The organism is Pseudomonas sp. Tof1 (assembly GCF_055390395.1).
The window spans coordinates 5918338-5944960 of sequence record NZ_AP024344.1 but is presented as its reverse complement, the minus strand read 5'-3'; the positions used below and the strand labels follow the sequence as shown (position 1 = coordinate 5944960).

Genomic DNA, 26623 nt, shown 5'->3' with positions numbered 1-26623 from the left:
TAGGAGAAGGGCAACTAACCTGCGGTCGGGCCATCATGACACAAGCGGTGGGCAGAACCATACCCGAGACCGCTCACCGGGGGCACTAATAGCAACGTTCGATTATGACAATAGTCGGCGGTGGTTGTTCTGAACCGGGTGAAGTAGGACAATTGTCGGCTTCTCGACATCATCAGCGACCTTGAATGGCCTTCCTCGCACTCGGCATCAACCACAAGACGGCCTCCGTAGACGTGCGCGAGCGCGTGGCGTTCACTCCCGAGCAGTTGGTGGAGGCGCTGCAGCAGCTCTGCCGTCTGACCGACAGCCGGGAAGCCGCTATCCTCTCCACCTGCAATCGCAGCGAACTGTATGTGGAACAGGATCACCTGGCGGCGGAGACGGTACTGCGCTGGCTGGCCGATTATCACCACCTGAGCCTGGAAGAGCTGCGTGCCAGCGCCTATGTGCACGAGGACGATGCGGCCGTTCGTCACATGATGCGTGTCGCCTCCGGGCTGGATTCGCTGGTGCTCGGCGAGCCGCAGATTCTCGGCCAGATGAAGTCGGCCTATGCCGTGGCACGCGAAGCCGGAACCGTCGGTCCGCTGCTCGGGCGGCTGTTCCAGGCCACCTTCAGCGCCGCCAAGCAGGTGCGCACCGATACCGCCATCGGCGAGAACCCGGTGTCGGTGGCGTTTGCCGCCGTCAGCCTGGCGAAACAGATTTTCAGCGACCTGCAGCGCAGCACCGCGCTGCTGATCGGTGCCGGCGAGACCATCACCCTGGTCGCCCGCCACCTGCACGAGCAGGGCGTCAAGCGTATCGTGGTGGCCAACCGGACCCTGGAGCGGGCCAAGACCCTTGCCGAGGAGTTCGGTGCCCATGCGGTGCTGCTGGCCGACATTCCCCAGGAGCTGGTGCACAGCGACATCGTCATCAGCTCCACCGCCAGCCAGTTGCCGATTCTCGGCAAGGGCGCCGTGGAAAGCGCACTGAAGCTGCGCAAGCACAAGCCGATCTTCATGGTGGACATCGCCGTCCCCCGGGATATCGAGCCGGAAGTCGGCGAGTTGGACGACGTTTACCTCTATACCGTCGACGATCTCCACGAAGTGGTCGCCGAGAACCTCAAGAGCCGCCAGGGCGCCGCGCAGGCGGCCGAGGAACTGGTGAGCAACGGCGTCGACGACTTCATGGCGCGCCTGCGCGAGCTGGCCGCGGTGGATGTGCTGCGTGCCTACCGCCAGCAGAGCGAGCGCCTGCGTGACGAAGAATTGCAAAAGGCCCAGCGTCTGCTGGCCAATGGCAACAGCGCCGAGGACGTGCTGATGCAACTGGCCCGCGGCCTGACCAACAAGTTGATGCATGCGCCCAGTGTGCAACTGAAGAAGTTGTCCGCCGAAGGCCGTCTCGATGCGCTGGCCATGGCGCAGGAACTCTTTGCCCTCCGTGAGGGCTCATCGGATAGCTTTTCGGATAAGAAACCGCAATGAAAGCGTCACTGCTCAAAAAGTTGGACGTCCTCCAGGACCGTTTCGAGGAACTGACCGCCTTGCTTGGCGATGGCGAGGTCATTTCCGACCAGGCCAGGTTCCGCACCTACTCCAAGGAGTACGCCGAGGTCGAGCCGATCGTCGCCGCCTACCAGCAGGTGCTGAAGGTGCAGGCGGACCTCGAGGGCGCCCAGGCGCTGCTCAAGGACAGCGACCCGGACCTGCGCGAAATGGCGGTCGAGGAAGTCCGCGAGGCCAAGGAGCAACTGGTCGAGCTGGAATCCACCCTGCAACGCATGCTGCTGCCCAAGGACCCCAACGACGGTCGCAACGTGTTCCTCGAGATTCGTGCCGGTACCGGCGGCGACGAGGCGGCGATCTTCTCGGGCGATCTGTTCCGCATGTACTCGCGTTACGCCGAAAAACGCGGCTGGCGGGTGGAGATTCTCTCGGAAAGCGAGGGCGAGCATGGCGGCTATAAAGAGGTCATCGCCCGGGTCGAGGGCGAGAATGTCTACGGCAAGCTGAAATTCGAATCGGGCGCCCATCGTGTGCAGCGCGTACCGGCCACCGAGTCCCAGGGGCGTATCCATACCTCGGCCTGCACCGTGGCCGTGTTGCCCGAGCCGGACGAACAGGAAGCCATCGAGATCAACCCGGCCGACCTGCGCATCGACACCTACCGCTCCTCGGGGGCGGGCGGCCAGCACGTGAACAAGACCGATTCGGCGATCCGCATCACCCACATTCCGTCCGGGATCGTGGTCGAGTGCCAGGAAGAGCGTTCCCAGCACAAGAACCGGGCACGGGCCATGGCCTGGCTGTCGGCCAAGCTCAATGACCAGCAGGCCAGCGCCGCCGCCAACGCGATTGCCAGCGAGCGCAAGTTGCTGGTGGGCTCCGGCGACCGCTCCGAGCGTATCCGTACCTACAACTTCCCCCAGGGCCGGGTCACCGATCACCGTGTCAACCTGACCCTGTACTCCCTGGACGAGATCATGGCCGGTGGGGTCGAGGCGGTGATCGAACCGCTGCTGGCCGAATACCAGGCCGACCAACTGGCGGCGCTGGGTGACTGAATGACTATTATTGCCAGCCTGCTGCGCGCCGCTGAACTGCCCGACTCGCCAACCGCGCGCCTGGACGCCGAGTTGCTGCTGGCGGCGGCCCTGGGCAAATCCCGCAGTTACCTGCACACCTGGCCGGAAAAGATCGTCAGCAGCGAGGACGCGCAGACCTTCGGCGATTTCCTCCAGCGCCGCCGCGAAGGTGAGCCGGTGGCCTACATCCTGGGCCAGCAGGGCTTCTGGAAGCTCGACCTGGAGGTCGCGCCGCACACCCTGATTCCGCGCCCGGATACCGAGTTGCTGGTGGAAGCCGCCCTGGAACTGCTGCCGGCCACCCCGGCCAGGGTGCTCGACCTCGGCACCGGCACCGGCGCGATTGCCCTGGCCCTGGCCAGCGAGCGCCCGGCCTGGCAGGTCACGGCGGTGGACCGCGTGCCGGAAGCGGTGGCCCTGGCCGAACGCAATCGCCAGCGTCTGGGCCTGGATAACGCCACGGTGCTGCACAGTCACTGGTTCAGTGCCCTGCAAGGCCTGCGTTTTCAATTGATCATCAGCAACCCCCCCTACATCGCCGCGGCCGATCCGCACCTGGCCGAGGGTGACGTGCGCTTCGAGCCGGCCAGTGCACTGGTGGCCGGTGCCGATGGCCTGGATGACCTGCGCACGATCATCGCCCAGGCACCCGCGCACCTGGAGGCCGGTGGCTGGTTGCTGCTCGAGCACGGTTACGACCAGGCCGACGCGGTGCGCGGGCTGCTGGCGGCGCAAGGTTTCAGCGAGGTGCACAGCCGCACCGACCTGGGCGGTCATCAGCGCATCAGCCTGGGACGGCTGCCGTGCTGAACGATCAGGAGCTGTTGCGCTATAGCCGGCAGATCCTGTTGCGACAGGTCGATATCGACGGCCAGTTGCGCCTGAAACACAGCCGGGTGCTGATCGTCGGTCTTGGCGGCCTCGGTGCGCCGGTGGCCCTGTACCTGGCTGCCGCCGGCGTGGGCGAGTTGCACCTGGCGGATTTCGACAGCGTCGACCTGACCAACCTGCAACGCCAGATCATCCACGACACCGACAGCGTCGGTTCGAGCAAGGTCGACTCGGCCGTGCGCCGGCTGACCGCGCTCAACCCCGAGGTGCGCCTGGTCGCCCATCGCCAGGCCCTGGATGAGGACAGTCTGGGCGTGGCCATCGCCGCTGTCGACCTGGTGCTCGACTGCTGTGACAACTTTGCCACCCGCGAGGCGGTCAACGCCGCGTGCGTGGCGGCCGGCAAGCCGCTGGTCAGCGGAGCGGCGATCCGTCTCGAAGGCCAGTTGTCGGTGTTCGACCCGCGTCGCGCCGACAGCCCGTGCTACCACTGCCTGTACGGCCACGGCAGCGAAGCCGAGTTGACCTGCAGCGAGGCCGGAGTGGTTGGCCCGCTGGTGGGATTGGTCGGCAGCCTGCAAGCCCTGGAGGCGCTGAAGCTGCTCGCCGGCTTTGGCGACCCGCTGGTTGGCCGGTTGTTGCTGGTCGATGCCTTGAGTACGAAGTTCCGTGAGCTACGGGTCAAGCGCGACCCGCAGTGCAGCGTCTGCGGTAGCCGCCATGCGTGAGGCGCCGATCGGGGTGTTCGACTCGGGTGTCGGCGGCCTGTCGGTACTCAATGAAATCCACCGCCTGCTGCCCAACGAATCGCTGCTGTATATCGCCGACTGTGGGCACATTCCCTACGGTGAAAAAAGCCCGGAATACATTCGCCAGCGTTGCGAGGTGATTGCCGGCTTCCTGCGCGAGCAGGGGGCCAAGGCATTGGTGATCGCCTGCAATACCGCCACTGTCGCCGGGGTCGCCGACCTGCGCCAGCGTTACCCGGACTGGCCGCTGGTGGGCATGGAGCCGGCGGTCAAGCCGGCCGCCGCCGCCACCCGCAGTGGCGTGGTCGGGGTGCTGGCGACCACCGGTACCTTGCAGAGCGCCAAGTTCGCCGCCTTGCTCGACCGCTTCGCCAACGATGTGCGGGTGGTCACCCAGCCCTGTCCCGGGCTGGTCGAGATGATCGAGGGCGGCGACCTGCACAGCCAGGCCCTGCGCCAGCTGTTGTCCAGCTATGTCGAGCCATTGCTGGCGGCCGGTTGCGACACCATCATTCTCGGCTGCACCCACTATCCGTTCCTCAAGCCGCTGCTGCTGGAGATGGTTCCGGCCTCCATCAGCCTGATCGACACCGGCGCCGCAGTAGCCCGGCAGCTCCAGCGCCTGTTGCAGGCCCGCGACCTGTTGTCCACGGGGCCAGCCCGCGAGGCGCGGTTCTGGACCAGTGCTGATCCGCATCACCTCGGAAAGATCCTGCCGATGCTATGGAATAAGCCAGGCAGCGTGGAAAGCTTCGAACGTTAGGAAAATTCTTGAAAAAGCCCTGGAATTTGCTGAACTTCTGCCTCGCGTCACGCTTCTATTGAAGGTCTTCCTCGCTGTAAAACATCCCTTTGAAATAGGATATTTCTGATGAAGAGATTGTTCTGTCTGGCTGCGTTGACGGCCGCGACCCTGATGTATGGCGTGACGGCACAAGCGGCCGGTGTCGAGTTTTCCCTTGGCCAGACCAGCGATTCGACCCAGACCTACCGCTTGGGCCTGCAATGGGATTGGGATAAAAGCTGGTTGCAAAGCGATGTCGGTCGCCTGACCGGCTACTGGAACGGCGCCTACACCTACTGGGACGGCGATAAGGTCTCCAGCAACCACAGCCTGTCGTTCTCGCCGGTGTTCGTGTACGAGTTTTCCGGGGCTTCGGTCAAACCCTATATCGAGGCGGGGATCGGCGTGGCGCTTTTCGCCCACACGGAAATCGAGGACAACAAGCTCGGCTCGGCCTTCCAGTTCGAGGACCGTCTCGGTTTCGGCCTGCGCTTTGCCGGTGGGCATGAAGTGGGGATTCGCGCCACCCACTATTCCAATGCCGGTATCCGCACGCCGAACGACGGTATCGAAAGCTACGCCCTGCATTACACGATGCCGCTGTAGCGTCCCGTCGTTCAGCCCTCGAAGCGCCCGAGCAACGGCTGCGGCCGTGCCGCCGGTTTGGCCAGCAGCAGTTGCGCGGTGCCCAGGGCGCGTTCGAGGAAACCGCCTTCGCAGTAACACAGGTAGAACTCCCACAGGCGCAGGAAATACACGTCATAGCCCAGCTCGGCCAGGCGCGGATGGGCCTGCTGGAAATTCTCGTGCCACAGGCGCAGGGTGCGCGCGTAGTGCAGGCCGAAGTCCTCCATGTGCAGCAGGTTCATGTCGGTGTGTTGACCGGCCACCTCAAGCAGCTTCTGCACACTGGGCAGCGCCCCGCCAGGGAAGATGTAGCGCTGGATGAAGTCGACGCTGTTCTTCGCCTGTTCATAACGTTGCTCGCGGATGGTGATGCTCTGCAGCAGCATCAGGCCGTCGCTCTTGAGCAGGCGGGCGCACTGGCGGAAGTAGTCGGGCAGGAAACGATGGCCGACGGCTTCGATCATTTCGATGGAGACCAGCTTGTCGTATTGGCCGGTGAGGTCCCGGTAGTCTTCCAGCAGCAGGGTGATCCGGTCCTGCAGGCCCAGGGCCTCGACGCGTTGGCGGGCATAGGCCAGCTGTTCGCGGGACAGCGTGGTGGTGGTGACCTTGCAGCCGTAGTGCTGGGCGGCATGGATCGCCATGCTGCCCCAGCCGGTACCGATTTCCAGCAGGTGATCGCCCGGCTTCAGTTCCAGCTTCTGGCAGATGCGTTCCAGCTTATTCAACTGGGCCTGTTCCAGGCTGTCTTCGGGGCTGAGGAACTGCGCCGCCGAGTACATCATGGTCGGATCGAGAAACTGCTCGAACAGGTCGTTGCCCAGGTCGTAGTGAGCCGCGATGTTCTTGCGCGAGCCCTGGCGGGTGTTGCGATTGAGCCAGTGCAATCCCTGGATGAAGGGCCTTCCCAGTCGGGCCAGGCCGCCTTCCATGGCATCGAGCACGTCGAGGTTGCTGACGAACACGCGGATCACCGCGGTCAGGTCCGGGCTGGTCCAGTAGCCATGGATGAAGGCCTCGCCGGCGCCGATCGAGCCGTTGCCGGCGACCAGGCCCCAGGCCGCCGGGTCCTGGACATGGATCTCGCCCAGCAGGCCGCTGCCGGGCTGGCCGAACAGCTGGCGCTCGCCGTCCTCGACCACCAGCAACTGGCCGTGACGCAGCGCTCTCAACTGGCGCAGCACGCCACGGCGCAGCAGACCGGTGCTGAAGCGGTTGGCGCTCCACAGGTTGTTCCTGGTCACCAGGCTAGGACTTTTCATGACGTTGTTCCTCGGGTTGCGCGGTGGCAATGCTGAAGGCGCCATCGGCGGCCTGGTGGGAGAAGAGGGGTGTCCGTTTGAGCAGCAGGCGCAGGGCCTGCCAGTAGATCGACAGGCAGGTCTTGGCGCTCATCCAGGGAAAGCGCCACAGGTGGCGATGCAGGCTGGCCCGGTCCAGGTCCTGGCGTTGCAGGTCGAGGGTGGCATCGAACAGCTTCAGTTCGCCCTGCCAGTCGGCCATGTGCACGCCGAGGCGTTCGCCGGGCTGGCTGAAACTCATACGGTATTGCAGGTCGCGGGGCAGGAATGGCGAGACATGGAACGACTTCGCCGCCGTGACATGCTGATGGCCCGCGCCGTTGGCGGCGAGCACGTAGTGGTAGCGCTCGCCCCAGGGCGTGTTGGTCACCTCGCAGAGAATCGCCGCCAGGCGCTCGTCGCTGTCGAAGCAGTAGAAGAAACTCACCGGGTTGAACGACAACCCCCAACTGCGTGGTTGCGTCAAAAGGCGCACGGCGCCTTGCGGCGCCTGGCCGAGGGCCAGGGCAACCTGCTGGCGTACCGCATCGATCAACGGCATGCCCTGACGGGTGAAGGCGCACAGGTGGTCGGTCTCGCGCCAGGCAAAGGGCGCGAAGCGGTGGCGGCCGGCCAGGGGGGAGAGGCCGAGGACGTTGTCCTGCTCGGCGAGGTCCAGGTACAGCAGGCCGATCCGGTAGCGGAAGGCGTGGCCCCTGGGCGCAAAGCGCCGGTGGCTGATCCAGCCGCTGTACAGGGCGCTGTTCACAGCTGCTCCCCGAAGGCACCGGCCACCCGCAGGGCGCTGGTCACGCCGTCTTCGTGGAAACCGTTGGCCCAGTAGGCGCCACAGTAGTAGGTATGGCGATCACCATACAATTCCTCCCAGCGCTGCTGCGCGGCGATGGCGGCCAGGTTGTATTGCGGGTGGGCGTAGGTGTAGCGGGCCAGAACCTTGCGCGGGTCTATGTCGGCCGTCTGGTTGAGGCTGACGCAGAAGGTGGTGTCGCTGACGAGACCCTGGAGAATGTTCATGTTGTAGGTCACTGCCGCCTGGCGCTGGCCGCCGAGGCGATAGTTCCAGCTGGCCCAGGCCAGTGGGCGCTGCGGCAGCAGGCGGGTGTCGGTGTGCAACACCACCTCGTTGTCGGCGTAGGGCAGGGCACCGAGGATCTGCCGCTCGGCCTCGCTCGGTTCGGCCAGCAACCCGAGGGCCTGGTCGCTGTGGCAGGCGAACACCACCTTGTCGAAGCGTTCGCTGCCGGCGGCGCTGTGGATAACCACGCCCTGTTCGTCGCGTTCGACCCGGGTCACCGGGCAGTTGAGGCGGATGTTCTGGCGAAAACTGGCGGTCAAGGGGGCCACGTAGCTGCTTGAACCGCCCTCGATGACCCGCCACTGCGGACGGTCGTTGACCGACAGCAGGCCATGGTTGCTGAAGAAACGGACGAAGAACTGCAACGGGAAACCGAGCATGTCCGCCAGTGACATCGACCAGATCGCCGCCCCCATCGGCACGATGTAGTGCTGGATGAAGCGTTCGCCGTAGCGGCCATCGCGCAGATAGGCGCCGAGGGTGGTGTCGGCGGCGATGCGCTGTTGCTCGAGGTCGGCGAGGGCCTGGCGGTTGAAGCGCAGGATGTCGCGCAACATGCCCCAGAAGCCGGGCGACAGCAGGTTGCTGCGCTGGGCGAACAGGCTGTTGAGGTTGTTGCCGTTGTACTCCAGGCCGCTGGCCGGGTCATGCACCGAAAAACTCATTTCGGTGGGCTTGTGGCTGACCCCGAGCTGGCCGAGCAGGCGGATGAAGTTCGGGTAGGTCCAGTCGTTGAAGACAATGAAGCCGGTGTCGATGGCATGGCGTTGGCCGTTGACCGTGACTTCGACCGTATGGGTGTGGCCGCCGATCCATTCGGCGGCTTCGAACAGCGTGATCGAGTGCTGCCGGTTGAGCAGGTAGGCGCAGGTCAGGCCGGAGATACCGCTGCCGATCAGGGCGATCTTCATGAGCGGTCCTCGGTCTGTTGGCCGTTGCGCGCCATGCGCTTGCCGATCGCCAGTTGCAGGCGCCTGGGCAGGCGTGACAGCGGCCAGAGCCCGGCCATGAACAGGGCCGGAAAGGCGATTTCCAGCGGCCGTCGGGGCAATCTCTCGCAGATGTGCTCGGCGGCCTTGTCGGCAGGCCAGCTCAGCGGCATCGGGAAGTCGTTCTTGCGGGTCAGCGGCGTGTCGACGAAGCCTGGGCTGACGATGGTGACGTCGATTCCCTCGTAGGCCAGGTCGATGCGCAGCGATTCGAACAGGTAGCGCATGCCGGCTTTCGAGGCGCCATAGGCCTCGGCGCGCGGCAGTGGCAGGAAGGTCACGGCGCTGGCGATGCCGACCAGGTGCGGTGTGGTGCCGGCCCGCAGCAGCGGCAGGGCGGTCTCGATGCAATAGCTGCTGGCGAGCAGGTTGGTGCGTACCACCCGTTCGACGACCGAGGCATCGAACTCCCGGGCGTCGACATATTCACAGGTGCCGGCATTGAGAATCACCGTGTCGAGGGCGCCCCAGGCCTGGCTGATGCGTTCACCGATCTCGCGCACCTGCTGGTTGTCGGTCAGGTCGCCGGGAACTACAAGCACCTGGCCCGGATAACGCTCGCCGAGCTCCTCCAGGGCCTGTTCATTGCGTGCGCTGACCGCCAGTCGGGCGCCACCCTTGAGCAGCACTTCGGCCACGGCGGCACCGATGCCACTGCTGGCGCCGGTCAGCCAGATGCGGCGTGGGGGTTTGGGACTCATGCCATTCTCCTTTTCAGCCATGCGGTGGCCCAGCCGAGCAACGGCAGGTGGTCGTAGAGCAGGGCGCCGGCATCGAAGTAATCGCGATGGCGATAGACCTTTTCGTGCCAGAGCAGATGGGAACAGCCCTCGACATGGATCGGCTTGCCACCGGCCAGCCTGGGGTGGCGGTAGCTCATGTGCCAGCGCAGGTAGCCTTCGCCGTCGCGAACCGGGTCGAAGCCGTGGAAGTCGAACGCCAGTTCGCTGACGTTGCTGTACAGGTCGGCGAAATAACGGCGCACCGCCGGCAGGCCGTGAACCTCGTGCAGCGGGTCGGTGAAGTGCACGTCCTCGCTGTACAGTTCGTCGAGCAGCCCCAGGTTGTGCCTGTCCACGGCGCAAAAGCGCCGGGCGAAGTCGCGCAGGAACTCACTCATGCAGACCTCCGTCATCCTGGCGCGGCGCCAGGCTCTTGAACGCGGCCAGGGCCCGGTCGCGACTGCTGGCCAGATCGACGATCGGCTGCGGATAACCGGACACGCCGAACAGCCCGCCGAGGGCGGCCGGGTTGTGCACGTCCTTTTTGTTCAGCGCCGCCAGTTCCGGCAGCCAGTGCTTGATGAACAGGCCTTCGCTGTCGAATTTCTGCGACTGGCTGATCGGGTTGAAGATGCGGAAGTACGGCGCCGCATCGGTGCCGGTGGAGGAACTCCACTGCCAGCCGCCGTTGTTGGCCGCCAGGTCGCCGTCGATCAGATGGCGCATGAAGAAGCGCTCGCCCTCGCGCCAGTCGATCAGCAGGTTCTTGGTCAGGAACATCGCCACCACCATGCGCAGGCGGTTGTGCATCCAGCCGGTGTCGAGCAACTGGCGCATGGCGGCGTCGATGATCGGCAGGCCGGTGCGGCCCTGCTGCCAGGCCTCCAGGTCCCGGGGCGCATGGCGCCAGGCCACGGCTTCGGTCTCCGGGCGGAACGCGCGATGCCGCGAGACCCGCGGATAACCGACCAGGATATGTTTGTAGAACTCGCGCCAGAGCAGTTCATTGATCCAGGTGATGGCGCCGGCGTTGCCGCTGTCGAACTCGCCTTGGTTGCTTTGCAGGGCCGCGTGCAGGCATTGGCGCGGGGACACCACCCCAGCGGCCAGGTAGGCGGAGAGTTGGCTGGTGCCGGGCTTGGCCGGGAAGTCGCGTTCGCTCTGGTAGGCGTCGATCTGCTGGTCGGCGAAGTGCTCCAGACGTCGCCGGGCTTCGCTTTCACCGGCGGGCCAGAGGTCGCGCAAGGCTTGGGAGGGGCTGTCGAAACCGTCGATCGCGGCCGGAACCGGGTCGCTCCCGATCGGCAGGGGCGCCTGGGTCGCAGGGGCCGGGACCAACGCCGGTAAGGCGCCATGCAGGCGGCTGTAGCAGACCTTGCGGAACTGGCTGAAGACCTGGAAGTAGCCGCCGGTACGGGTCAGGACACTGCCCGGGCGGAAGAACAGTTGGTCGAGATGGCTGTGGAAGGCGATGCCGTGGGCCTCGACGGTCTTGCTCACGGCGTGGTCGCGGCGGGTTTCGTGTACGCCATATTCCTCGTTGACGTGCACGGCATCAATGCCCAGCGACTGGCACAGTTCGAGCAGGACGGCGGGGGCCTGGTCCCAGGTATCCGCGTGGCGGATCAGCAGCGGGATGTTCAGCCCGGCCAGCGCCTGGCCCAGTTCGTGCAGGTTACGCAGCCAGAAGTCGACCTTGCACGGTGCATCGTCATGGGCCCGCCATTGCCCGGGAGTGAGCAGGTACACCGCCACCGTTGGCCCGCTGCGGGCCGCGGCGCTGAGCGCGGTGTTGTCATGCAGGCGCAGGTCGGTGCGCAGCCAGAACAATTGCATAGTCATTCCTTGGGGCCGGGGAGCATCAGAGCAGGCCGAGCCGGGTGAGGCTCTGGCAGGCCGCCAACGGATCCTGGGCGAGGCTCAGTCCGGGGTGGTCGTCAGTACAGGCGGACAGTTCGGTGGCGTGGATGCACACCGAGGCACCGGCGATCAGTACGGGTTGTTCGATCCCGCCGATCAGCCTGGGCAGCGCCGCCAGATTCAGGGTCTTGCTGGAATACAGCAGCAACGCGCGGGCCTTGAGCTGTTCGACGGCCAGCGCCAGTTCGCCGGGTGGCACCGGCCAGTCGAAGACTTCCACCGGGCAGTCGGCGCTGCTCGCCAGCCAGGCGGTCAGCCACAGGTGGGGTTCGAGCGGCAGGTCCGACTGGTTGACCAGCAGCAGCGGCTGGCCCCTGAGCTGGCGGTTGTTGTGGTAGATCCGTGCGCCCAGCTTGCTGCGCAGCCAGGAATGGAAGAACACCCGCTCCATCTGTCCGCCGAACTGGCCCTGCCAGCGCTGTTCGAGTTCGGCCAGCAGCGGGATCAGCAACTGTTCGCAGACGGTGCGCGGCGGGTACAGCGACATCGCCTGGTTGAAACGGTCGTCGACCTGGCGCTCGTCCAGGCGGCCGATGGCCTGGACCAGGTCCTGGTGCAACCGGTGCCAGTCGTTTTCCGGCGCCTCGGCGGGCGGTTGCGGGGCGTCGAGCAACTGCTTGACCTGGCGCACCGCCACGCCGCGATTCAGCCAGGTCAGGATCGCCTGGATGCGTTGCACGTGGTCGGCGGAGAATAACCGATGACCCTTGGCCGTGCGATGGGGCACGATCAGGCCATAGCGACGTTCCCAGGCACGCAGGGTGACGGCATTGACCCCGGTCTGCCGGGCGACTTCGCGAATCGGCAGCCAGCCGGCGGCCAGGGCGCTGACATAGTCGGGATGGGACTCATCGTCTTCGGGGAGAGGCTTGGACATGATCAGATCGAGTTTCGCAGGCTGAGGTTTTCCGGGTGGGGTTGCAGATAGACCTGCAGGCCCACGTAGGGATCGGGGTATTGGCGGAAGTGGTGCTTGAGCAGGGTCAGCGGCACCACCAGCGGGACGATGCCGAGGCGGTACTGGCCGATGACCTGCTGCATTTCCTGCTTGTCCTCGGCGCTGATGGAATGCTTCAGGTAGCCGCTCAGGTGCTGCAGGACGTTGGTGTGGGTGCGGCGGGTGGCGCATTTCTTCAGGGCGCTCATCAACTGGCTGAAGTAGTGCGGGCCGATCTCGTTCGGATCGGCCCTGCCCATGCTGCCCAGCAGGTTGCCCAGTACCTTGTACTGCTCCGGGTTGTGGGCCATCAGCAGGTATTTGTGGCGCGAGTGAAATTCGGTCAGGGCGCGTCGGCTCAGGCCAGCGGCGAGCAGTTGCTGCCAGTCGGCGTAGGCGAACACCCGGGTCAGGAAGTTCTCGCGCAGCACCGGGTCGTTCAGGCGGCCCTCTTCCTCCACCGGCAGGTCGGGATGCAGGGCGCAGAAGGCGGCGGCGAACAGGCCACGACCGGCGTGCTCGGCGGGCCGTCCGCGATCCTGGTAGACCTTGACCCGCGCCAGTCCGCAGGACGGGGATTTCTGCATGAAGATGTAGCCGCAGATATCCGTCAGTTCATTCGCCATGCGCGTGCCGTAGTCGGTCAGCGCCCGGCTGACGTCCCGCTCCCCATGGACCGTGCCCACGGCCCTGGGCTGCTGCGGGTCACCGACCAGACGGATCGGCTCGCGCGGTGTGCCCAGGCCGATCGCCACTTCCGGGCAGACCGGGAGGAAATCGAAATGCTCGCTGAGGCTCTGGCTGCACAGCCGCGATTCCTTGTGCCCGCCGTTGTAGCGCACTTCGGCACCCATCAGGCAGGCGCTGATGGCGATCTTCGGTTTGGTGCGGGAGACGCTGGACGTGGGCATTGCAGAACCTCGACGATTTACTTGTACAAGCGTGAATTCTTGTACAACTAAGTTTCATCATAGGTTCTATCTTGTACAAGTCAAATTCTTTGTACAGGATTGCCCTGGTCCGCTTATCGCCAGCCCATGCGCCAGCGTTCGGCGTTCTGCAACTGTTGCCAGGGGATGCGCTGGTTGCGGCGGGTCAGTACCGCCTGCAGTTCCAGCTCCAGCAATAGCGTGCCGGTTTCATCGTGGAACAGCTCGGTGACCAGGAAATGTCTTTCCCGGTTCTCCGGCCGGGCTGCTGTCCACTTCGACAGCAGCAGTTTGCGTGGGTTGATGCGATTCATGCCTGGTGTTCCAGCAGCCGGCGGGCGGCTTCCTGGCCGCTGAGCCAGGCGCCTTCGACCCGGCCGGACATGCACCAGTCGCCGCACACGTACAGGCCCAGGTCGGCGTCGGCCAGCGCCCCCCATTCGCGGGCACCGGCCGGCCGTGCATAGAGCCAGCGGTGGGCAAGGGTGAAGGCCGGGGCGGGCATGGTGATGTGCAGCAGTTCGGCGAACGCGCCGTGCAGGTGCTCGATCACCGCTTCCCTGGACAGGTCCAGGTGCTGCTTGCTCCAACTGCTGGTGGCATGCAGGACCCAGGTGTCGAGACGGTTGTCGCGCCCCGGCTTGCTGCGGTTGCGGGCCAGCCAGTCGAGCGGGCTGTCCTGCACGAAGCAGCCTTCCATGGGCGTCTCCAGCGCGCTCTCGAAGGCCAGGGCGACCGCCCAGGTCGGCTCCATCTGGACCCCCGCGGCGGCACCGGCGAGCTTCGGCGCGGCAGCGAGCAGCGCGGTGGCCTGGGGCGCCGGTGTGGCGATGACGACGTGACTGAACGGGCCGTGGGTGACCCCTTCGGCATCCTGCAGGTGCCAGTGCTGTTCACCCCGGAAGACTTCGGTGATCCGACAGCTGAAGTGGCTGTGCAGATCGCCGAGCAGGCCGCGGGTGATGGCGCTCATGCGCGGGGTGCCGACCCAGCGGGTCTGTTCGTCCGGCGATAGATTGAGCTGGCCGTTCTGCCAGGTGTAGAGCTTTGGCGCCCATTCGGCGACCCAGCCCTGGCCTTGCCAGCGCTGCACTTCGTTGACGAAGCGGCGGTCGCGGGCCGTGAAATATTGGGCGCCCATGTCCAGCGACCCGGCGTCGCTGCGTTTGCTCGACATGCGCCCGCCGCTGCCGCGGCTTTTGTCGAACAGCTCGATGGCGTGCCCGGCATCGTGTAACGCGCGAGCGGCTGACAGTCCGGCGATACCGGCACCGATTATTGCGATAGGTACAGTCATAGGGACCTCGTTACCTGTTTGCACAGACTACGCCGTCGGTAAAACCTGTACAATCTTATTTTTAGGTATAAGTCGCGACCATCCTGTCGTCTGAAGCTGTCCTATTGTTAAAACAGTCGAAAAGAAAAGAGCCTTGCCTATAAAAGTAGACTAACGCTCTTGGCAAAACGTTACGCGAGGACGCTCTCATGCACATATTGCTGACAGGCGGTACTGGTTTGATCGGGCGTCGGTTGTGCGAGCACTGGTTGGCGCAAGGTCATCACCTGACGGTGTGGAGTCGCCGGCCCGAGGAGGTTGCCCGCCTGTGCGGAGCCCAGGTGCGTGGCGTGCGGCATCTGGAGGAGTTGGCCGGCGAGCCGCTGGATGCGGTGGTCAATCTGGCCGGTGCGCCGATCGCCGAGCGTCCCTGGACCCATCGGCGCAAGGCGCTGCTGTGGAGCAGTCGGATCCAGCTGACCGAAACCCTGCTGACCTGGCTCGAAGGCCTGGAGCAACGCCCGGCGGTGTTGCTTTCCGGCTCGGCGGTGGGTTGGTATGGCGATGGTGGCGAGCGTGAGCTGAGCGAGGATTCACCACCGGTCAGCGAGGATTTCGCCAGCCAGTTGTGCATTGCCTGGGAGGAGACCGCGCAACGTGCGCAGGCCCTCGGCATGCGCGTGGTGCTGGTGCGAACCGGCCTGGTGCTGGCGGCCGAGGGCGGCTTTTTGTCGCGCCTGCTGCCGCCGTTCAAATGGTGCCTGGGCGGCCCGATCGGCAATGGCCGGCAGTGGATGCCGTGGATTCACCTGCGGGATCAAATCGCCCTGATTGATTTTCTTCTGCACCGCAGCGATGCCAGCGGTCCTTATAATGCCTGCGCGCCCAGGCCGGTGCGCAATCGCGACTTCGCCAGGGCGCTGGGACGGGTGTTGCACCGTCCGGCGCTGATCCCGCTGCCGGCTCCGCTGCTGCGGGTCGGCCTCGGCGAGTTGTCGCAGTTGTTGCTGGGCGGCCAGCGTGCCGTGCCCAAGCGCCTGCTGGCGGCAGGGTTCGAGTTTCAGTTCACCGATCTGCCCGCGGCCCTCGACGATCTGTCGGGTCGCCTCTGATATAGGACATTGCATGACCGATCACGCGTTGCTACTGGTCAACCTGGGCTCGCCGGCCTCTACTTCGGTGGCGGACGTGCGCAGCTACCTCAATCAGTTTCTGATGGATCCGTACGTGATCGATCTGCCCTGGCCGATCCGGCGCCTGCTGGTGTCGCTGATCCTGATCAAGCGGCCCGAGCAGTCGGCCCATGCCTATGCCTCGATCTGGTGGGAGGAAGGGTCGCCGCTGGTGGTGCTGAGCCGACGTCTGCAGCAGCGCATGACCGAGCAATGGCAGCATGGGCCGGTGGAACTGGCGATGCGTTATGGCGAACCGTCGATCGAGTCGACGCTGACCCGGTTGGCGGCACAGGGCATCCGCCAGGTGACGCTGGCGCCGTTGTATCCGCAGTTTGCCGACAGCACGGTGACCACGGTGATCGAAGAGGCGCGGCGGGTGGTCAGGGAGCGGAGGCTGGATGTGCAGTTTTCCATCCTGCAGCCGTTCTACGACCAGCCGGAATACATCGAGGCGCTGGTCGCCAGCACCCGGCCGCACCTGGAACAGGGCTTCGATCATTTGCTGCTCAGCTTCCACGGTTTGCCGGAGCGCCACCTGACCAAGCTCGATCCCACCGGCAGCCATTGCCTCAAGGATGCGGACTGCTGCCGGAATGCCTCGCCAGCGGTGCTTGCCACCTGTTACCGCGCCCAATGTCTGCGTACGGCGGCGGCGTTTGCCGAGCACATGGGCTTGGCGGACGGGCAGTGGTCGGTCTCGTTCCAGTCCCGGCTGGGGCGGGCGAAGTGGATCGAGCCCTACACCGAGGCACGCCTGGATGAACTGGCCAAGGCCGGAGTGAAGAAGCTTCTGGTGATGTGCCCGGCGTTCGTCGCCGACTGCATCGAGACCCTGGAGGAGATCGGTGACCGTGGGCGCGAGCAGTTCATCGAGGCGGGCGGCGAGGAGTTGGTGCTGGTACCGTGCCTGAACGATGACCCGCAGTGGGCGATGGCGCTGAACACGCTCTGTGAGCGGGCTCCGCGTTCCCTGTAGGAGCCGGGCTTGCCCTTGAAGCCGCCAAGCGCTTCGCGGGCAAGCCCGTCTCCTGCAGGGGGGGCGTGGTGAGGTTATGCCAGCGGCTCGTCGGCCCTGTTCTTCTTCCAGCCGTCGTTGCCCGGTAGGATCAGGTTCAGCGCGATCGCGACGACGGCGCACAGGGCGATGCCCTTCAGGCCGAAATCGTCGGGGCCGGTACCACTGCCGACCAGCACACCACCAATGCCGAACACCAGTGTGACCGAGACGATCACCAGGTTGCGCGCTTCGCCCAGGTCGATCCTGTGGCGGATCAGGGTGTTCATGCCCACCGCTGCGATCGAGCCGAACAGCAGGCAGAGGATCCCGCCCATCACCGGTACCGGGATGCTCTGCAGCAGCGCGCCGAACTTGCCGATGAACGCCAGGGCGATGGCGAAGAGCGCCGCCCAGGTCATGATCTTCGGGTTGTAGTTCTTGGTCAGCATCACTGCGCCGGTCACTTCGGCATAGGTGGTGTTGGGCGGGCCACCGAACAGGCCGGCCGCGGTGGTGGCCAGACCGTCACCCAGCAGGGTGCGATGCAGGCCCGGCTTCTTCAGGTAGTCGCGACCGGTCACGCTGCCGACCGCGATCACCCCGCCGATATGCTCGATGGCCGGGGCCAGGGCCACCGGTACGATGAACAGGATCGCCTGCCAGTTGAATTCCGGTGCGGTGAAGTTCGGCAGCGCCAGCCAGGGCGCCGCGGCGATCTTCGCGGTGTCGACCACGCCGAAGTAGAACGACAGGGCGAAGCCCACCAGCACGCCGGAGATGATCGGCACCAGGCGGAAAATCCCCTTGCCGAACACCGCGACGATCAGGGTGGTCAGCAGCGCCGGCATGGAGATCAGCATCGCCGTGCGGTAGGGGATCAGCTCGCTGCCATCGCCGGCCTTGCCCATCGCCATGTTGGCGGCGATCGGCGCCATGGCCAGGCCGATGGAAATCACCACCGGGCCGATCACCACCGGCGGCAGCAGCCGGTCGATGAAGCCGGTGCCCTTGATCTTCACCGCCAGGCCCAGGAAGGTGTAGACGAAGCCCGCCGCCATCACGCCGCCCATGGTCGCAGCGAGGCCGAACTGGCCCTTGGCGAGAATGATCGGGGTGATGAAGGCGAAGCTCGACGCCAGGAACACCGGCACCTGACGGCCGGTGACCAGCTGGAACAGCAGAGTCCCCAGGCCCGCCGTGAACAGCGCGACGTTCGGGTCCAGGCCGGTGATCAGCGGCATCAGCACCAGTGCGCCGAACGCTACGAAGAGCATCTGCGCACCGGACAGCACCGTGCGCCAGAGCGGGTCGTTGAACTCATCCCGCATGTTCAGGCGTCCTTCTGCTTGGTGCCGAAAATCTTGTCGCCGGCATCGCCCAGGCCTGGAATGATGTAGCCGTGTTCGTTGAGTTTCTGGTCGACGGATGCGGTGTAGAGGGTCACGTCGGGGTGGGCCTTCTCGACCGCGGCGATACCTTCCGGCGCGGCGACCAGCACCATGGCGCAGATCTCCTTGCAGCCGGCCTTCTTCAGCAGGTCGATGGTGGCGACCATCGAGCCGCCGGTGGCGAGCATCGGGTCGATGATCATCGCCAGGCGCTCGTCGATTTCCGGCACCAGTTTTTCCAGGTAGGTATGGGCTTCGAGGGTTTCCTCGTTGCGGGCCACGCCCACGGCGCTGACCTTGGCGCCCGGGATCAGGCTGAGTACGCCTTCGAGCATGCCGATACCGGCACGCAGGATCGGTACCACGGTAATTTTCTTACCGGCGATTTTCTCGACTTGTACGGTGCCGCACCAGCCTTCGATGTCATAGGTTTCGAGGGGCAGGTCCTTGGTCGCCTCATAGGTCAGCAACGCTCCGACTTCCTGGGCAAGCTCACGGAAGTTCTTCGTGCTAATGTCTGCGCGGCGCATGAGGCCGAGCTTGTGACGGATCAGCGGGTGGCGGATCTCACGGATGGGCATAGGGAAAGGCTCCGAGGGCGGGCAAAAAAACCGGCCTAGATTAATCTATCCGGGGTTTATGTCCTATAGACCCGTAGTACGTTAGTCCAGAAACGCTTGATCTGACCTGCGCGGGTGCGTACCTTTGCCCGCTTTTCTTGCGCAGCCCCCTGTGCGAGTCCCCTTTGAGCACCCTTTGGAGAGCGCCATGTCCGCTGATCTCGAGCATATCCGTCAAGTCATGCGCGAAGCCGACTGCCTGTACACCAACGCTGAAGTCGAGGCGGCCATCGCCCGTGTCGGCGCCCAGATCAACGCCGACCTGGCCGAGCGCAACCCGGTGGTATTCTGCGTGATGAACGGCGGCCTGATCTTCTCCGGCAAATTGCTGCCCCACCTGGATTTCCCGCTGGAAGCGTCCTACCTGCACGCCACCCGCTACCGTAACGAAACCAGCGGCGGCGAGCTGTTCTGGAAGGCCAAGCCGGAAGTCTCGTTCATCGATCGTGACGTACTGATCATCGACGACATTCTCGACGAGGGTCATACCCTCGGCGCGATCATCGATTTCTGCAAGCACGCCGGTGCCCGCCAGGTGCACACCGCCGTCCTGATCGACAAGGAACACGACCGCAAGGCCCGGCCGGACCTCAAGGCCGACTACGTCGGGCTGCCGTGCATCGACCGCTACATTTTCGGTTATGGCATGGACTACAAGGGCTACTGGCGTAACGCTGCCGGCATCTTTGCCGTCAAGGGCCTGTAACCCATGGCCGGCCCCAGCTTTCTCGACGCTGCGTTGTTCGCCGACCTGGCCGCGAAGGCGGCGGCCAGTCCCCGTGGGCGCACGCACCACAACTTCCATGAGATGGACGAGCCGTGCCACCGCATGGCGGTCGGCCTGCAGCCGGGCACTTATGTGCCGCCCCATCGGCACCTGAGCGCGGACAAGGCGGAAACCCTGCTGGTGCTGCGTGGCAGCCTGGGCCTGCTGGTGTTCGACGAGGACGGTCAGGTCGTTACCCGGCGCGTCCTGCAGGCCGGTGGCGAATGCCCGGCGGTGGACTTGCCGGCCGGCGTGTTCCACGGCCTGGTGGTGCTTGAGCCCGATACCGTGATGTTCGAGTGCAAGGCGGGCCCGTATCGTCCGGTGGGCGAGGGCGAGATGGCCGCCTGGGCCCCGCGTGAGGGCGAGGCCGGAGTCGCTCAGTACCAGGCCTGGATGCGCGCGCAGTTCAACTGAGCCGCTCGGGCAGGATGGCCCGCTTTGCCGTATCATTAGCCTCCTAACGACGGGCAACGGATTCTCAGGGCAATGCTGGCCATCTTTCTCGATACACTGACCATCACCGCTCCGGTCTTCGCCATGTTGTTCCTCGGCGTGGCGCTCAAGCGCGTGGGCTGGATCAACGACAACTTCATCCACACCGCCTCGGCACTGGTATTCAACGTCAACATGCCGGCGCTGCTGTTCCTCGGCATCCTTCACGCCGACCTGCATTCGGCCCTCAAGCCCGGTGTGCTGGGCTACTTCGTCGTCGCCACCCTGGTGACCTTCGCCGGGGCCTGGGGCTGGGCGATCTGGCGCTGCCCCGGGAAGACCGCGGGATCTACACCCAGGGCGCCTTTCGTGGCAACAACGGGGTGATTGGCCTGGCACTGGCGGCCAGCCTGTATGGCGACTACGGCATTTCCCTCGGGGCGATCCTCGCCGCGTTGGTGATCCTGTTCTACAACACCCTGTCGACCATCGTCCTGGCGGTCTACAGCCCGGTGATCAAGTCCGACCCGTGGAGCATCAGCAAGAGTGTGCTGAGCAACCCGCTGATCATCAGCGTGATCGCGGCGGCGCCCTTTGCCTACTTCCAGATCGGCCTGCCCGGTTGGCTGGAAACGTCCGGCAACTACCTGGCGCAGATGACCCTGCCGCTGGCGCTGATCTGCATCGGCGGCACCCTGTCGCTGGCGGCGTTGCGCAAGAGTGGCGACATGGCGTTGAGCGCCAGCCTGGTGAAGATGGTCGGCATGCCGCTGTTCTCGACCCTGGGTGCCTGGCTCTGCGGCTTCCGTGGGGCGGAACTGGGCATCCTGTTTCTCTACTTCGGCAGCCCGACCGCGGCGGCCAGTTTTGTCATGGCCCGTGCCGCCAATGGCAACCACGAACTGGCGGCCGCGATCATCGTGATCACCACGCTGATGGCGGCGGTCACGACGAACATCGGCATTTTCGTCCTGCAGTGGGGGGGCTGGATCTGAGTCAGCCCTGTCGCGCTCAGTCGGCTTTCTGGTAGGCGTCGATCACTTCCTGCGCGGCGCGGAACGCATCGATCGCCGCCGGTACGCCGGCGTACACCGCGCAGTGCAGCAGTGCCTCGCGAATCTCTTCCACCGTGCAGCCGTTGTTCAGGGCGCCGCGCACGTGGCCCTTGAGCTCCTGCGGGCACTTGAGCGCGGTCAGCGCGGCGAGGGTGATCAGGCTGCGGGTCTTGAGCGGCAGGCCGTCACGGTTCCAGACGCCGCCCCAGGCGTGTTCGTTGACGAAGTCCTGCAGGGGCTGGCTGAACTCGGTGGCATTCCCCAGGGCGCGGTCGACGAAGGCATCGCCCATGACCTGACGACGCATTTCGACACCGGTTTTTTTCTGATCGCTCATTGCAGTGGCTCCTAGGAATGTTGGCGACGCCAGGCTCGCAGCGTACTGAACAGCAGATACACCAGCAGCGCCGGCAGGATGAAGAACAGCATCAGGTGTTCCAGCCGCACCGCCATCGGCATGCCGGTGGTGAACCACACCACGTGCAGCCCGTAGGCCAGGTACAGGCCGAGAAACAGCAGGCCCTCGGCACGGGTGATGCGATAGCCGGAGTAGAATACCGGCCAGCACAAGGCCGCGACGGCGAGCATTACCGGCAGGTCGAACGACAACGCGTTGGGCGAGACCGACAGCGGTTGCGGGGCGATCAGCGCGGTCACTCCGAGCACGCCCAGCAGATTGAACAGGTTGCCGCCGATCACGTTGCCGACGGCGATATCGCGCTGGCCGCGGATGGCGGCGATCAGCGACGTGGCCAATTGCGGCAGGGAGGTGCCGACCGCGACCACGGTCAGGCCGATGATCCTTTCCGACAGGCCCAGTTCCGTGGCCACTTCGACGGCGGCATCGAGCAGCAGGTGGCCGGCGAGGGTCAGCAGGGCCAGGCCGAGCAGCATCCAGAACGCACTGCTGAGCCAGGGCGCAGGCCGGCGCTGTGTTTGCAGCACGGGGGCGGGGTGCGGCAGGCCGTGTTGCGAGGTGCGCAGCAGCAACCCCAGGTACAGTGCAAACACCAGCAGCATCAGCACACCGTCGAAGCGGCTCAGCTCTTCGTTGAGGGCCAGGCCGAAGACCATGAGGCTGGCGACGATCATCAGCGGTATGTCCAGGCGCACCAGTTGGCGCGAGACCCGCAGCGGGATGATCAGCGCCGAGAGACCGAGGGTCACCAGGGTGTTGAAGATATTCCCGCCGATCACGCTGCCGACCGCGATGTCGGCGTTTTCCTGGAGGGCGGCCTGCAGGCTGACGGCCATCTGCGGGGCGCTGCTGCCGAAGGCGACGACGGTCAGGCCGATCAGCAGCGGCCGCACTCGCAGGCGGGCGGCCAGGCGCACGGCTGCGCGCACCAGCAGTTCGGCGCCGATGACCAGCAGGAACAGGCCGCCGAGCAGCTGGATCAGGCTCAGGATCGGCAGGTGGGTCAATCCGAAAATGGCGGGGCTCCCCGGGGTCAGTCGCTGAGGCTCTGGACGCGCACGCGCGCGGTACCGCTTTGTAGCATGCCCAGCTCTTCGGCGGCTTGTCGGGAAACATCGATCAGGCGTCCGCGGGTATGCGGGCCGCGATCATTGATACGGACCACGACGCTGCGGTCGTTGGCAAGATTAGTGACTTTTACCCGCGTACCGAACGGCAGTTGGCGATGGGCGGCGGTCAGGCCGTTCTGGTTGAAGGGTTCACCGCTGGCGGTGCGCTTGCCGTGGTGCTGGCGACCGTAATAGGAGGCCGTGCCGGTTTCGTCGTAGCCGCGCGGGTCGATATCGTGAGTGGCACAACCGGCCAGCAGGCTGAGGAAGGCAAGGGCGGCGAACAGGCGTTTCATCTGGGGGCGCTCCCTACAGAGATCGCATGGGGCGATCGATAGGTGGGAGCGGGCTGGCCCGCGAATGCAATGTGTCGGATACATCGTCTTCGCGGGCGAGCCCGCTCCCACAGTGGGCTGGTGTCAGGGCCTGTTTGGCCCGACTCAGCCTTCGAGCTTGCTTTTCAGCAGTTCGTTCACCTGTTGCGGGTTGGCCTTGCCCTTGGAGGCCTTCATCGCCTGGCCGACGAAGAAGCCGAACATCTTGCCGCGCTTGGCTTCGTCCGCCGCACGGTACTGCTCGACCTGCTCGGCGTTGGCCGCCAGCACTTCGTCCAGCACCTTCTCGATCGCACCGCTGTCGGTGACCTGTTTCAGGCCGCGGGCCTCGATCACCTGGTCGGCATTGCCTTCGCCGTTGGCCATGGCTTCGAACACGGTCTTGGCGATCTTGCCCGAGATAGTGTTGTCCTTGATCCGCAGCAGCATGCCCCCCAGTTGCTCGGCAGTGACCGGCGCCTGGTCGATTTCCACGCCCAGCTTGTTCAGCAGGCTGCCCAGCTCGACCATGACCCAGTTGGCCGCCAGCTTGGCGTCGGCGCTGATGGCGACCACCTGTTCGAAGTACTCCGCCTGCTCGCGGCTCGAAGCCAGGACGCTGGCATCGTACAGCGACAGGCCGTACTGCGACTGGAAGCGCTCGCGTTTCTGCGGTGGCAGTTCCGGCAGCTTGGCGCGCACTTCATCCAGGAACGAGTCCTCGATGATCACCGGCAGCAGGTCCGGGTCGGGGAAGTAACGGTAGTCGTTGGCTTCCTCCTTGCTGCGCATCGCCTTGGTCGTATCGGTGTTCGGGTTGTACAGGCGAGTCTGCTGGACGACCTTGCCGCCATCCTCGATCAGCTCGATCTGGCGTTGTACTTCGTAGTTGATCGCCTTCTCGATGAAGCGGAACGAGTTGACGTTCTTGATCTCGCAGCGTGTGCCGAACTCGGCCTGGCCCTTGGGGCGTACCGAGACGTTGCAGTCGCAACGCAGCGAGCCTTCGGCCATGTTGCCGTCGCAGATGCCCAGGTAGCGTACCAGTGCGTGGATCGCCTTGACGTAGGCCACGGCTTCCTTGGCACTGCGCATGTCCGGCTCGGAAACGATTTCCAGCAGCGGGGTACCGGCGCGGTTCAGATCGATCCCGGTGGAGCCGCTGAAGTCTTCGTGCAGGCTCTTGCCGGCGTCTTCTTCCAGGTGCGCACGGGTGATGCCGATACGCTTGACCGTACCGTCTTCCAGAGTGATATCCAGGTGGCCCTTGCCGACGATCGGCAGTTCCATCTGGCTGATCTGGTAGCCCTTGGGCAGGTCCGGGTAGAAGTAGTTCTTGCGGGCGAACACGTTGTGCTGGCCGATCTCGGCGTCGATCGCCAGGCCGAACTGCACCGCCATGTGCACCGCTTCCTGGTTCAGCACCGGCAGCACGCCAGGCATGCCCAGGTCGACCAGGCTGGCCTGGGTGTTGGGTTCGGAGCCGAAGGTGGTCGAACTGCCGGAGAAAATCTTCGATTGGGTGGCGAGCTGGGTGTGAATCTCCAGCCCGATCACGACTTCCCATTGCATGGTGTTTTTCCTCAAATCTTGCCAGGGGACTTTTGAAGCGTCGCGAGCGAAGGTAAGGCAAGGCGAAGGCTGGCGAGTAAGCGCAGTTGACTGTAGTCAATGAGCATTACGAGCCAGCTTTCAACGCAGCATTACCGAGCGCAGCAGCTTCAAAACCCCTGGGGGGTGCGGGTGTGCCAGTCAGTGTTCAACTGATACTGGTGCGCAACATTGAGCAAGCGGCCTTCCTGGAAATACGGGGCAAGCAATTGCACGCCGACCGGCAAGCCGTCGACGAAGCCCGCAGGCATGGACAAGCCCGGCAGACCCGCGAGGTTGGCGGTGATGGTGTAGAAGTCTTCCAGATACTCGGCGACCGGATCGTTGTTCTTGGCACCGATCTTCCAGGCCGGATTCGGCGTGGTCGGGCCGAGGATCACGTCGACTTCCTTGAAGGCGTTCATGAAGTCGTTCTTGATCAGGCGGCGGATCTTCTGGGCCTTGAGGTAGTAGGCGTCGTAGTAGCCGGCCGACAGGGCGTAGGTACCGACCATGATCCGGCGTTGCACTTCGGCACCGAAGCCTTCGCCACGGGAACGCTTGTACAGGTCGGTGAGGTCGACCGGGTTCTCGCAGCGATAGCCGAAGCGTACGCCGTCGAAACGCGACAGGTTGGAGGAGGCCTCGGCCGGCGCGATCACATAGTAGGCGGGGATCGCGTGCTGGTTGTTCGGCAGGCTGATCTCCTTGATCACCGCACCGAGCTTTTCCAGCGCCTTGACGCTGTCGTGCACCCGTTCGGCGATGCGCGGGTCGAGACCGGCGCTGAAGTATTCCTTCGGCACGCCGATGCGCAGGCCTTGCAGCGAGTCGTTCAGGCTGGCGCTGTAGTCCGGCACCGGCTCATCGATGCTGGTGGAGTCCTGCGGGTCGAAACCGGCCATGCCCTGCAGCAGCAGTGCGCAGTCTTCGGCGGTACGGGCCAGCGGGCCACCCTGGTCGAGGCTGGAGGCGTAGGCGATCATGCCCCAGCGCGAAACGCGACCGTAGGTCGGCTTCAGGCCGGTGAGGTTGGTGAACGCCGCCGGCTGGCGGATCGAGCCGCCGGTGTCGGTCGCCGTGGCGGCCGGCAGCAGGCGCGCGGCAACGGCCGCGGCGGAACCGCCCGACGAACCGCCCGGCACGTGCTCCAGGTTCCACGGGTTCTTCACCTTGCCGTAGTAGCTCGACTCGTTGGCCGAACCCATGGCGAACTCGTCCATGTTGGTCTTGCCCAGGGTCACCGCGCCGGCGGCGGCGAGCTTGGCCACCACGGTGGCATCGTAGGGTGCCTTGAAGTTGTCGAGCATCTTCGAGCCGCAACTGGTGCGCACGCCCTGGGTGCAGAACAGGTCCTTGTGGCCGATCGGCGCGCCGAGCAGGGCACCGTTTTCGCCATTGGCGCGACGCACGTCGGCAGCCTTGGCCTGCTGCAGGGCCAGTTCCTCGGTAAGGCTGATGAAGCTGTTGACCTGCGGGTCGAGCTGGGCGATGCGCGCCAGCAGGGTGCGGGTCAGTTCTTCGGCGGAAAACTTCTTGTCGGCGAGTCCGCGGGCGATCTCGGCCAGAGTCATTTGATGCATTGCAGGCTCTTTCCCTTTAGTCGATGACTTTCGGAACCAGGTAGAGGCCGTTTTCGACCGCTGGTGCGATGGACTGATAGGCCTCGCGGTTATTGCGTTCGGTCACGGCGTCGGCGCGCAGGCGCTGGCTCGCTTCCAGAGGGTGGGCAAGGGGTTCGATACCGTCGGTATCGACAGCCTGCATCTGGTCGACCAGACCCAGAATGCTGTTCAGGGCTTCGGTGGTGCGTGGAATATCGTCTGCGACCAGGTCCAGGCGGGCCAGGTGAGCGATTTTTTCCACGTCGGAGCGGTCAAGCGCCATGGGAATCTCCAGTGGAAAACAAAATGGAAGCTGTCCGGATGTTGGATTGGTGGAACACTACCGCATTTGCACGGTCACATGGCCGCGATTGTATGGGATGGTGCTCGGAAAAACGCCTAATTTAACATATTGGCGCCTTGCCCAAAATCCCCGT

General features: G+C 64.9%; 28 protein-coding genes and 1 pseudogene. 11 read left to right on the top strand and 18 right to left on the bottom strand.

Annotated elements, in window-relative coordinates:
• The first annotated feature begins 185 nt into the window (after positions 1 to 185).
• From hemA to ACZ5KU_RS26760, 6 genes are all read left to right on the top strand, one after another.
• Positions 186 to 1475, top strand: coding sequence for a glutamyl-tRNA reductase (hemA, locus tag ACZ5KU_RS26785; RefSeq protein WP_054060644.1), 1290 nt, complete (start codon positions 186 to 188; stop codon positions 1473 to 1475).
• Positions 1472 to 2554, top strand: a complete 1083-nt coding sequence (gene prfA / locus ACZ5KU_RS26780; RefSeq protein ID WP_054060645.1) for a peptide chain release factor 1 — start codon at positions 1472 to 1474, stop codon at positions 2552 to 2554. Before hemA ends, prfA begins: the two co-directional genes overlap by 4 nt.
• Positions 2555 to 3385, top strand: a complete 831-nt coding sequence (gene prmC, locus ACZ5KU_RS26775; RefSeq protein WP_054061764.1) for a peptide chain release factor N(5)-glutamine methyltransferase — start codon at positions 2555 to 2557, stop codon at positions 3383 to 3385.
• The gene (locus ACZ5KU_RS26770; protein ID WP_416770537.1) at positions 3379 to 4134 is read left to right on the top strand and encodes a molybdopterin-synthase adenylyltransferase MoeB; all 756 of its coding nucleotides are present in this window, start codon (positions 3379 to 3381) and stop codon (positions 4132 to 4134) included. The genes prmC and ACZ5KU_RS26770 overlap by 7 nt, the downstream gene beginning before the upstream one ends.
• A complete protein-coding gene (gene murI / locus ACZ5KU_RS26765; protein WP_416770535.1) occupies positions 4127 to 4918 on the top strand; it encodes a glutamate racemase in 792 nt (263 codons plus the stop codon). Before ACZ5KU_RS26770 ends, murI begins: the two co-directional genes overlap by 8 nt.
• A gap of 108 nt (positions 4919 to 5026) precedes the next feature.
• Positions 5027 to 5545, top strand: coding sequence for an acyloxyacyl hydrolase (locus tag ACZ5KU_RS26760; protein ID WP_054060979.1), 519 nt, complete (start codon positions 5027 to 5029; stop codon positions 5543 to 5545).
• Between the two features lie 11 nt (positions 5546 to 5556).
• Here ACZ5KU_RS26760 and ACZ5KU_RS26755 read toward each other — a convergent pair whose 3' ends face one another.
• The 10 genes from ACZ5KU_RS26755 to ACZ5KU_RS26710 form a co-directional block, all read right to left on the bottom strand.
• Positions 5557 to 6828 carry an SAM-dependent methyltransferase gene (locus ACZ5KU_RS26755; RefSeq protein ID WP_054060980.1) on the bottom strand — a complete coding sequence of 424 codons (1272 nt, stop codon included), beginning with the start codon at positions 6826 to 6828 and terminating at the stop codon, positions 5557 to 5559.
• A complete protein-coding gene (locus ACZ5KU_RS26750) occupies positions 6815 to 7615 on the bottom strand; it encodes a DUF1365 domain-containing protein (protein WP_054060981.1) in 801 nt (266 codons plus the stop codon). Before ACZ5KU_RS26750 ends, ACZ5KU_RS26755 begins: the two co-directional genes overlap by 14 nt.
• A complete protein-coding gene (locus tag ACZ5KU_RS26745) occupies positions 7612 to 8853 on the bottom strand; it encodes an NAD(P)/FAD-dependent oxidoreductase (protein ID WP_464736478.1) in 1242 nt (413 codons plus the stop codon). Before ACZ5KU_RS26745 ends, ACZ5KU_RS26750 begins: the two co-directional genes overlap by 4 nt.
• Positions 8850 to 9632 carry an SDR family NAD(P)-dependent oxidoreductase gene (locus ACZ5KU_RS26740; RefSeq protein WP_054060983.1) on the bottom strand — a complete coding sequence of 261 codons (783 nt, stop codon included), beginning with the start codon at positions 9630 to 9632 and terminating at the stop codon, positions 8850 to 8852. The genes ACZ5KU_RS26745 and ACZ5KU_RS26740 overlap by 4 nt, the downstream gene beginning before the upstream one ends.
• On the bottom strand, positions 9629 to 10051 hold the full coding sequence (locus tag ACZ5KU_RS26735; protein ID WP_054060984.1) for a nuclear transport factor 2 family protein: 423 nt from the start codon (positions 10049 to 10051) through the stop codon (positions 9629 to 9631). Before ACZ5KU_RS26735 ends, ACZ5KU_RS26740 begins: the two co-directional genes overlap by 4 nt.
• The gene (gene phrB, locus ACZ5KU_RS26730; protein ID WP_464736477.1) at positions 10044 to 11489 is read right to left on the bottom strand and encodes a deoxyribodipyrimidine photo-lyase; all 1446 of its coding nucleotides are present in this window, start codon (positions 11487 to 11489) and stop codon (positions 10044 to 10046) included. The genes ACZ5KU_RS26735 and phrB overlap by 8 nt, the downstream gene beginning before the upstream one ends.
• Positions 11490 to 11514: 25 nt before the next feature.
• On the bottom strand, positions 11515 to 12450 hold the full coding sequence (locus tag ACZ5KU_RS26725; RefSeq protein ID WP_054060986.1) for a MerR family transcriptional regulator: 936 nt from the start codon (positions 12448 to 12450) through the stop codon (positions 11515 to 11517).
• A gap of 2 nt (positions 12451 to 12452) precedes the next feature.
• Positions 12453 to 13421: a YbgA family protein gene (locus ACZ5KU_RS26720; protein ID WP_054060987.1), complete on the bottom strand. Its 969-nt coding sequence runs from the start codon at positions 13419 to 13421 to the stop codon at positions 12453 to 12455.
• 113 nt (positions 13422 to 13534) lie between these two features.
• Positions 13535 to 13753, bottom strand: coding sequence for a TIGR02450 family Trp-rich protein (locus ACZ5KU_RS26715; RefSeq protein WP_054060988.1), 219 nt, complete (start codon positions 13751 to 13753; stop codon positions 13535 to 13537).
• A complete protein-coding gene (locus tag ACZ5KU_RS26710; protein ID WP_273823964.1) occupies positions 13750 to 14736 on the bottom strand; it encodes an NAD(P)/FAD-dependent oxidoreductase in 987 nt (328 codons plus the stop codon). Before ACZ5KU_RS26710 ends, ACZ5KU_RS26715 begins: the two co-directional genes overlap by 4 nt.
• Before the next feature lie 188 nt (positions 14737 to 14924).
• Here ACZ5KU_RS26710 and ACZ5KU_RS26705 point away from each other — a divergent pair, with 188 nt between their 5' ends.
• Complete coding sequence (locus ACZ5KU_RS26705; RefSeq protein WP_054060691.1) at positions 14925 to 15827, top strand: TIGR01777 family oxidoreductase; 903 nt, start codon at positions 14925 to 14927, stop codon at positions 15825 to 15827.
• Between the two features lie 13 nt (positions 15828 to 15840).
• Positions 15841 to 16866 (top strand): ferrochelatase, encoded by a 1026-nt coding sequence (gene hemH / locus ACZ5KU_RS26700; RefSeq protein ID WP_054060692.1) that lies wholly within the window; start codon positions 15841 to 15843, stop codon positions 16864 to 16866.
• A 74-nt stretch (positions 16867 to 16940) separates the two neighbouring features.
• Here hemH and ACZ5KU_RS26695 read toward each other — a convergent pair whose 3' ends face one another.
• Both ACZ5KU_RS26695 and upp read right to left on the bottom strand, forming a co-directional pair.
• Positions 16941 to 18215: a uracil-xanthine permease family protein gene (locus ACZ5KU_RS26695; protein WP_054060693.1), complete on the bottom strand. Its 1275-nt coding sequence runs from the start codon at positions 18213 to 18215 to the stop codon at positions 16941 to 16943.
• Positions 18216 to 18217: 2 nt separating this feature from the next.
• A complete protein-coding gene (gene upp, locus ACZ5KU_RS26690; protein WP_054060694.1) occupies positions 18218 to 18856 on the bottom strand; it encodes a uracil phosphoribosyltransferase in 639 nt (212 codons plus the stop codon).
• 187 nt (positions 18857 to 19043) lie between these two features.
• On the opposite strand from upp, the gene ACZ5KU_RS26685 reads away from it, so the two are divergent.
• The 3 genes and pseudogenes from ACZ5KU_RS26685 (at position 19044) to ACZ5KU_RS26675 (ending at position 21091) form a co-directional block, all read left to right on the top strand.
• The gene (locus tag ACZ5KU_RS26685) at positions 19044 to 19601 is read left to right on the top strand and encodes a hypoxanthine-guanine phosphoribosyltransferase (RefSeq protein WP_054060695.1); all 558 of its coding nucleotides are present in this window, start codon (positions 19044 to 19046) and stop codon (positions 19599 to 19601) included.
• Positions 19602 to 19604: 3 nt separating this feature from the next.
• Positions 19605 to 20078: a WbuC family cupin fold metalloprotein gene (locus ACZ5KU_RS26680; protein ID WP_054060696.1), complete on the top strand. Its 474-nt coding sequence runs from the start codon at positions 19605 to 19607 to the stop codon at positions 20076 to 20078.
• 72 nt (positions 20079 to 20150) lie between these two features.
• Positions 20151 to 21091, top strand: a pseudogene (locus ACZ5KU_RS26675) (AEC family transporter).
• Positions 21092 to 21107: 16 nt separating this feature from the next.
• Here ACZ5KU_RS26675 and ACZ5KU_RS26670 read toward each other — a convergent pair.
• The 6 genes from ACZ5KU_RS26670 to gatC form a co-directional block, all read right to left on the bottom strand.
• Positions 21108 to 21488 carry a carboxymuconolactone decarboxylase family protein gene (locus ACZ5KU_RS26670; protein ID WP_054060698.1) on the bottom strand — a complete coding sequence of 127 codons (381 nt, stop codon included), beginning with the start codon at positions 21486 to 21488 and terminating at the stop codon, positions 21108 to 21110.
• A gap of 11 nt (positions 21489 to 21499) precedes the next feature.
• The gene (locus tag ACZ5KU_RS26665) at positions 21500 to 22552 is read right to left on the bottom strand and encodes a calcium/sodium antiporter (protein ID WP_416773557.1); all 1053 of its coding nucleotides are present in this window, start codon (positions 22550 to 22552) and stop codon (positions 21500 to 21502) included.
• Between the two features lie 50 nt (positions 22553 to 22602).
• Entirely contained in the window at positions 22603 to 22974 is a 372-nt protein-coding gene (locus ACZ5KU_RS26660; protein WP_054060699.1) for a septal ring lytic transglycosylase RlpA family protein, read from the bottom strand.
• A gap of 144 nt (positions 22975 to 23118) precedes the next feature.
• The gene (gatB, locus tag ACZ5KU_RS26655; RefSeq protein ID WP_275044046.1) at positions 23119 to 24579 is read right to left on the bottom strand and encodes an Asp-tRNA(Asn)/Glu-tRNA(Gln) amidotransferase subunit GatB; all 1461 of its coding nucleotides are present in this window, start codon (positions 24577 to 24579) and stop codon (positions 23119 to 23121) included.
• 134 nt (positions 24580 to 24713) lie between these two features.
• Positions 24714 to 26165 (bottom strand): Asp-tRNA(Asn)/Glu-tRNA(Gln) amidotransferase subunit GatA, encoded by a 1452-nt coding sequence (gene gatA / locus ACZ5KU_RS26650; protein WP_464736476.1) that lies wholly within the window; start codon positions 26163 to 26165, stop codon positions 24714 to 24716.
• A gap of 16 nt (positions 26166 to 26181) precedes the next feature.
• On the bottom strand, positions 26182 to 26469 hold the full coding sequence (gene gatC / locus ACZ5KU_RS26645; RefSeq protein ID WP_054061518.1) for an Asp-tRNA(Asn)/Glu-tRNA(Gln) amidotransferase subunit GatC: 288 nt from the start codon (positions 26467 to 26469) through the stop codon (positions 26182 to 26184).
• Between the last annotated feature and the right edge of the window lie 154 nt (positions 26470 to 26623).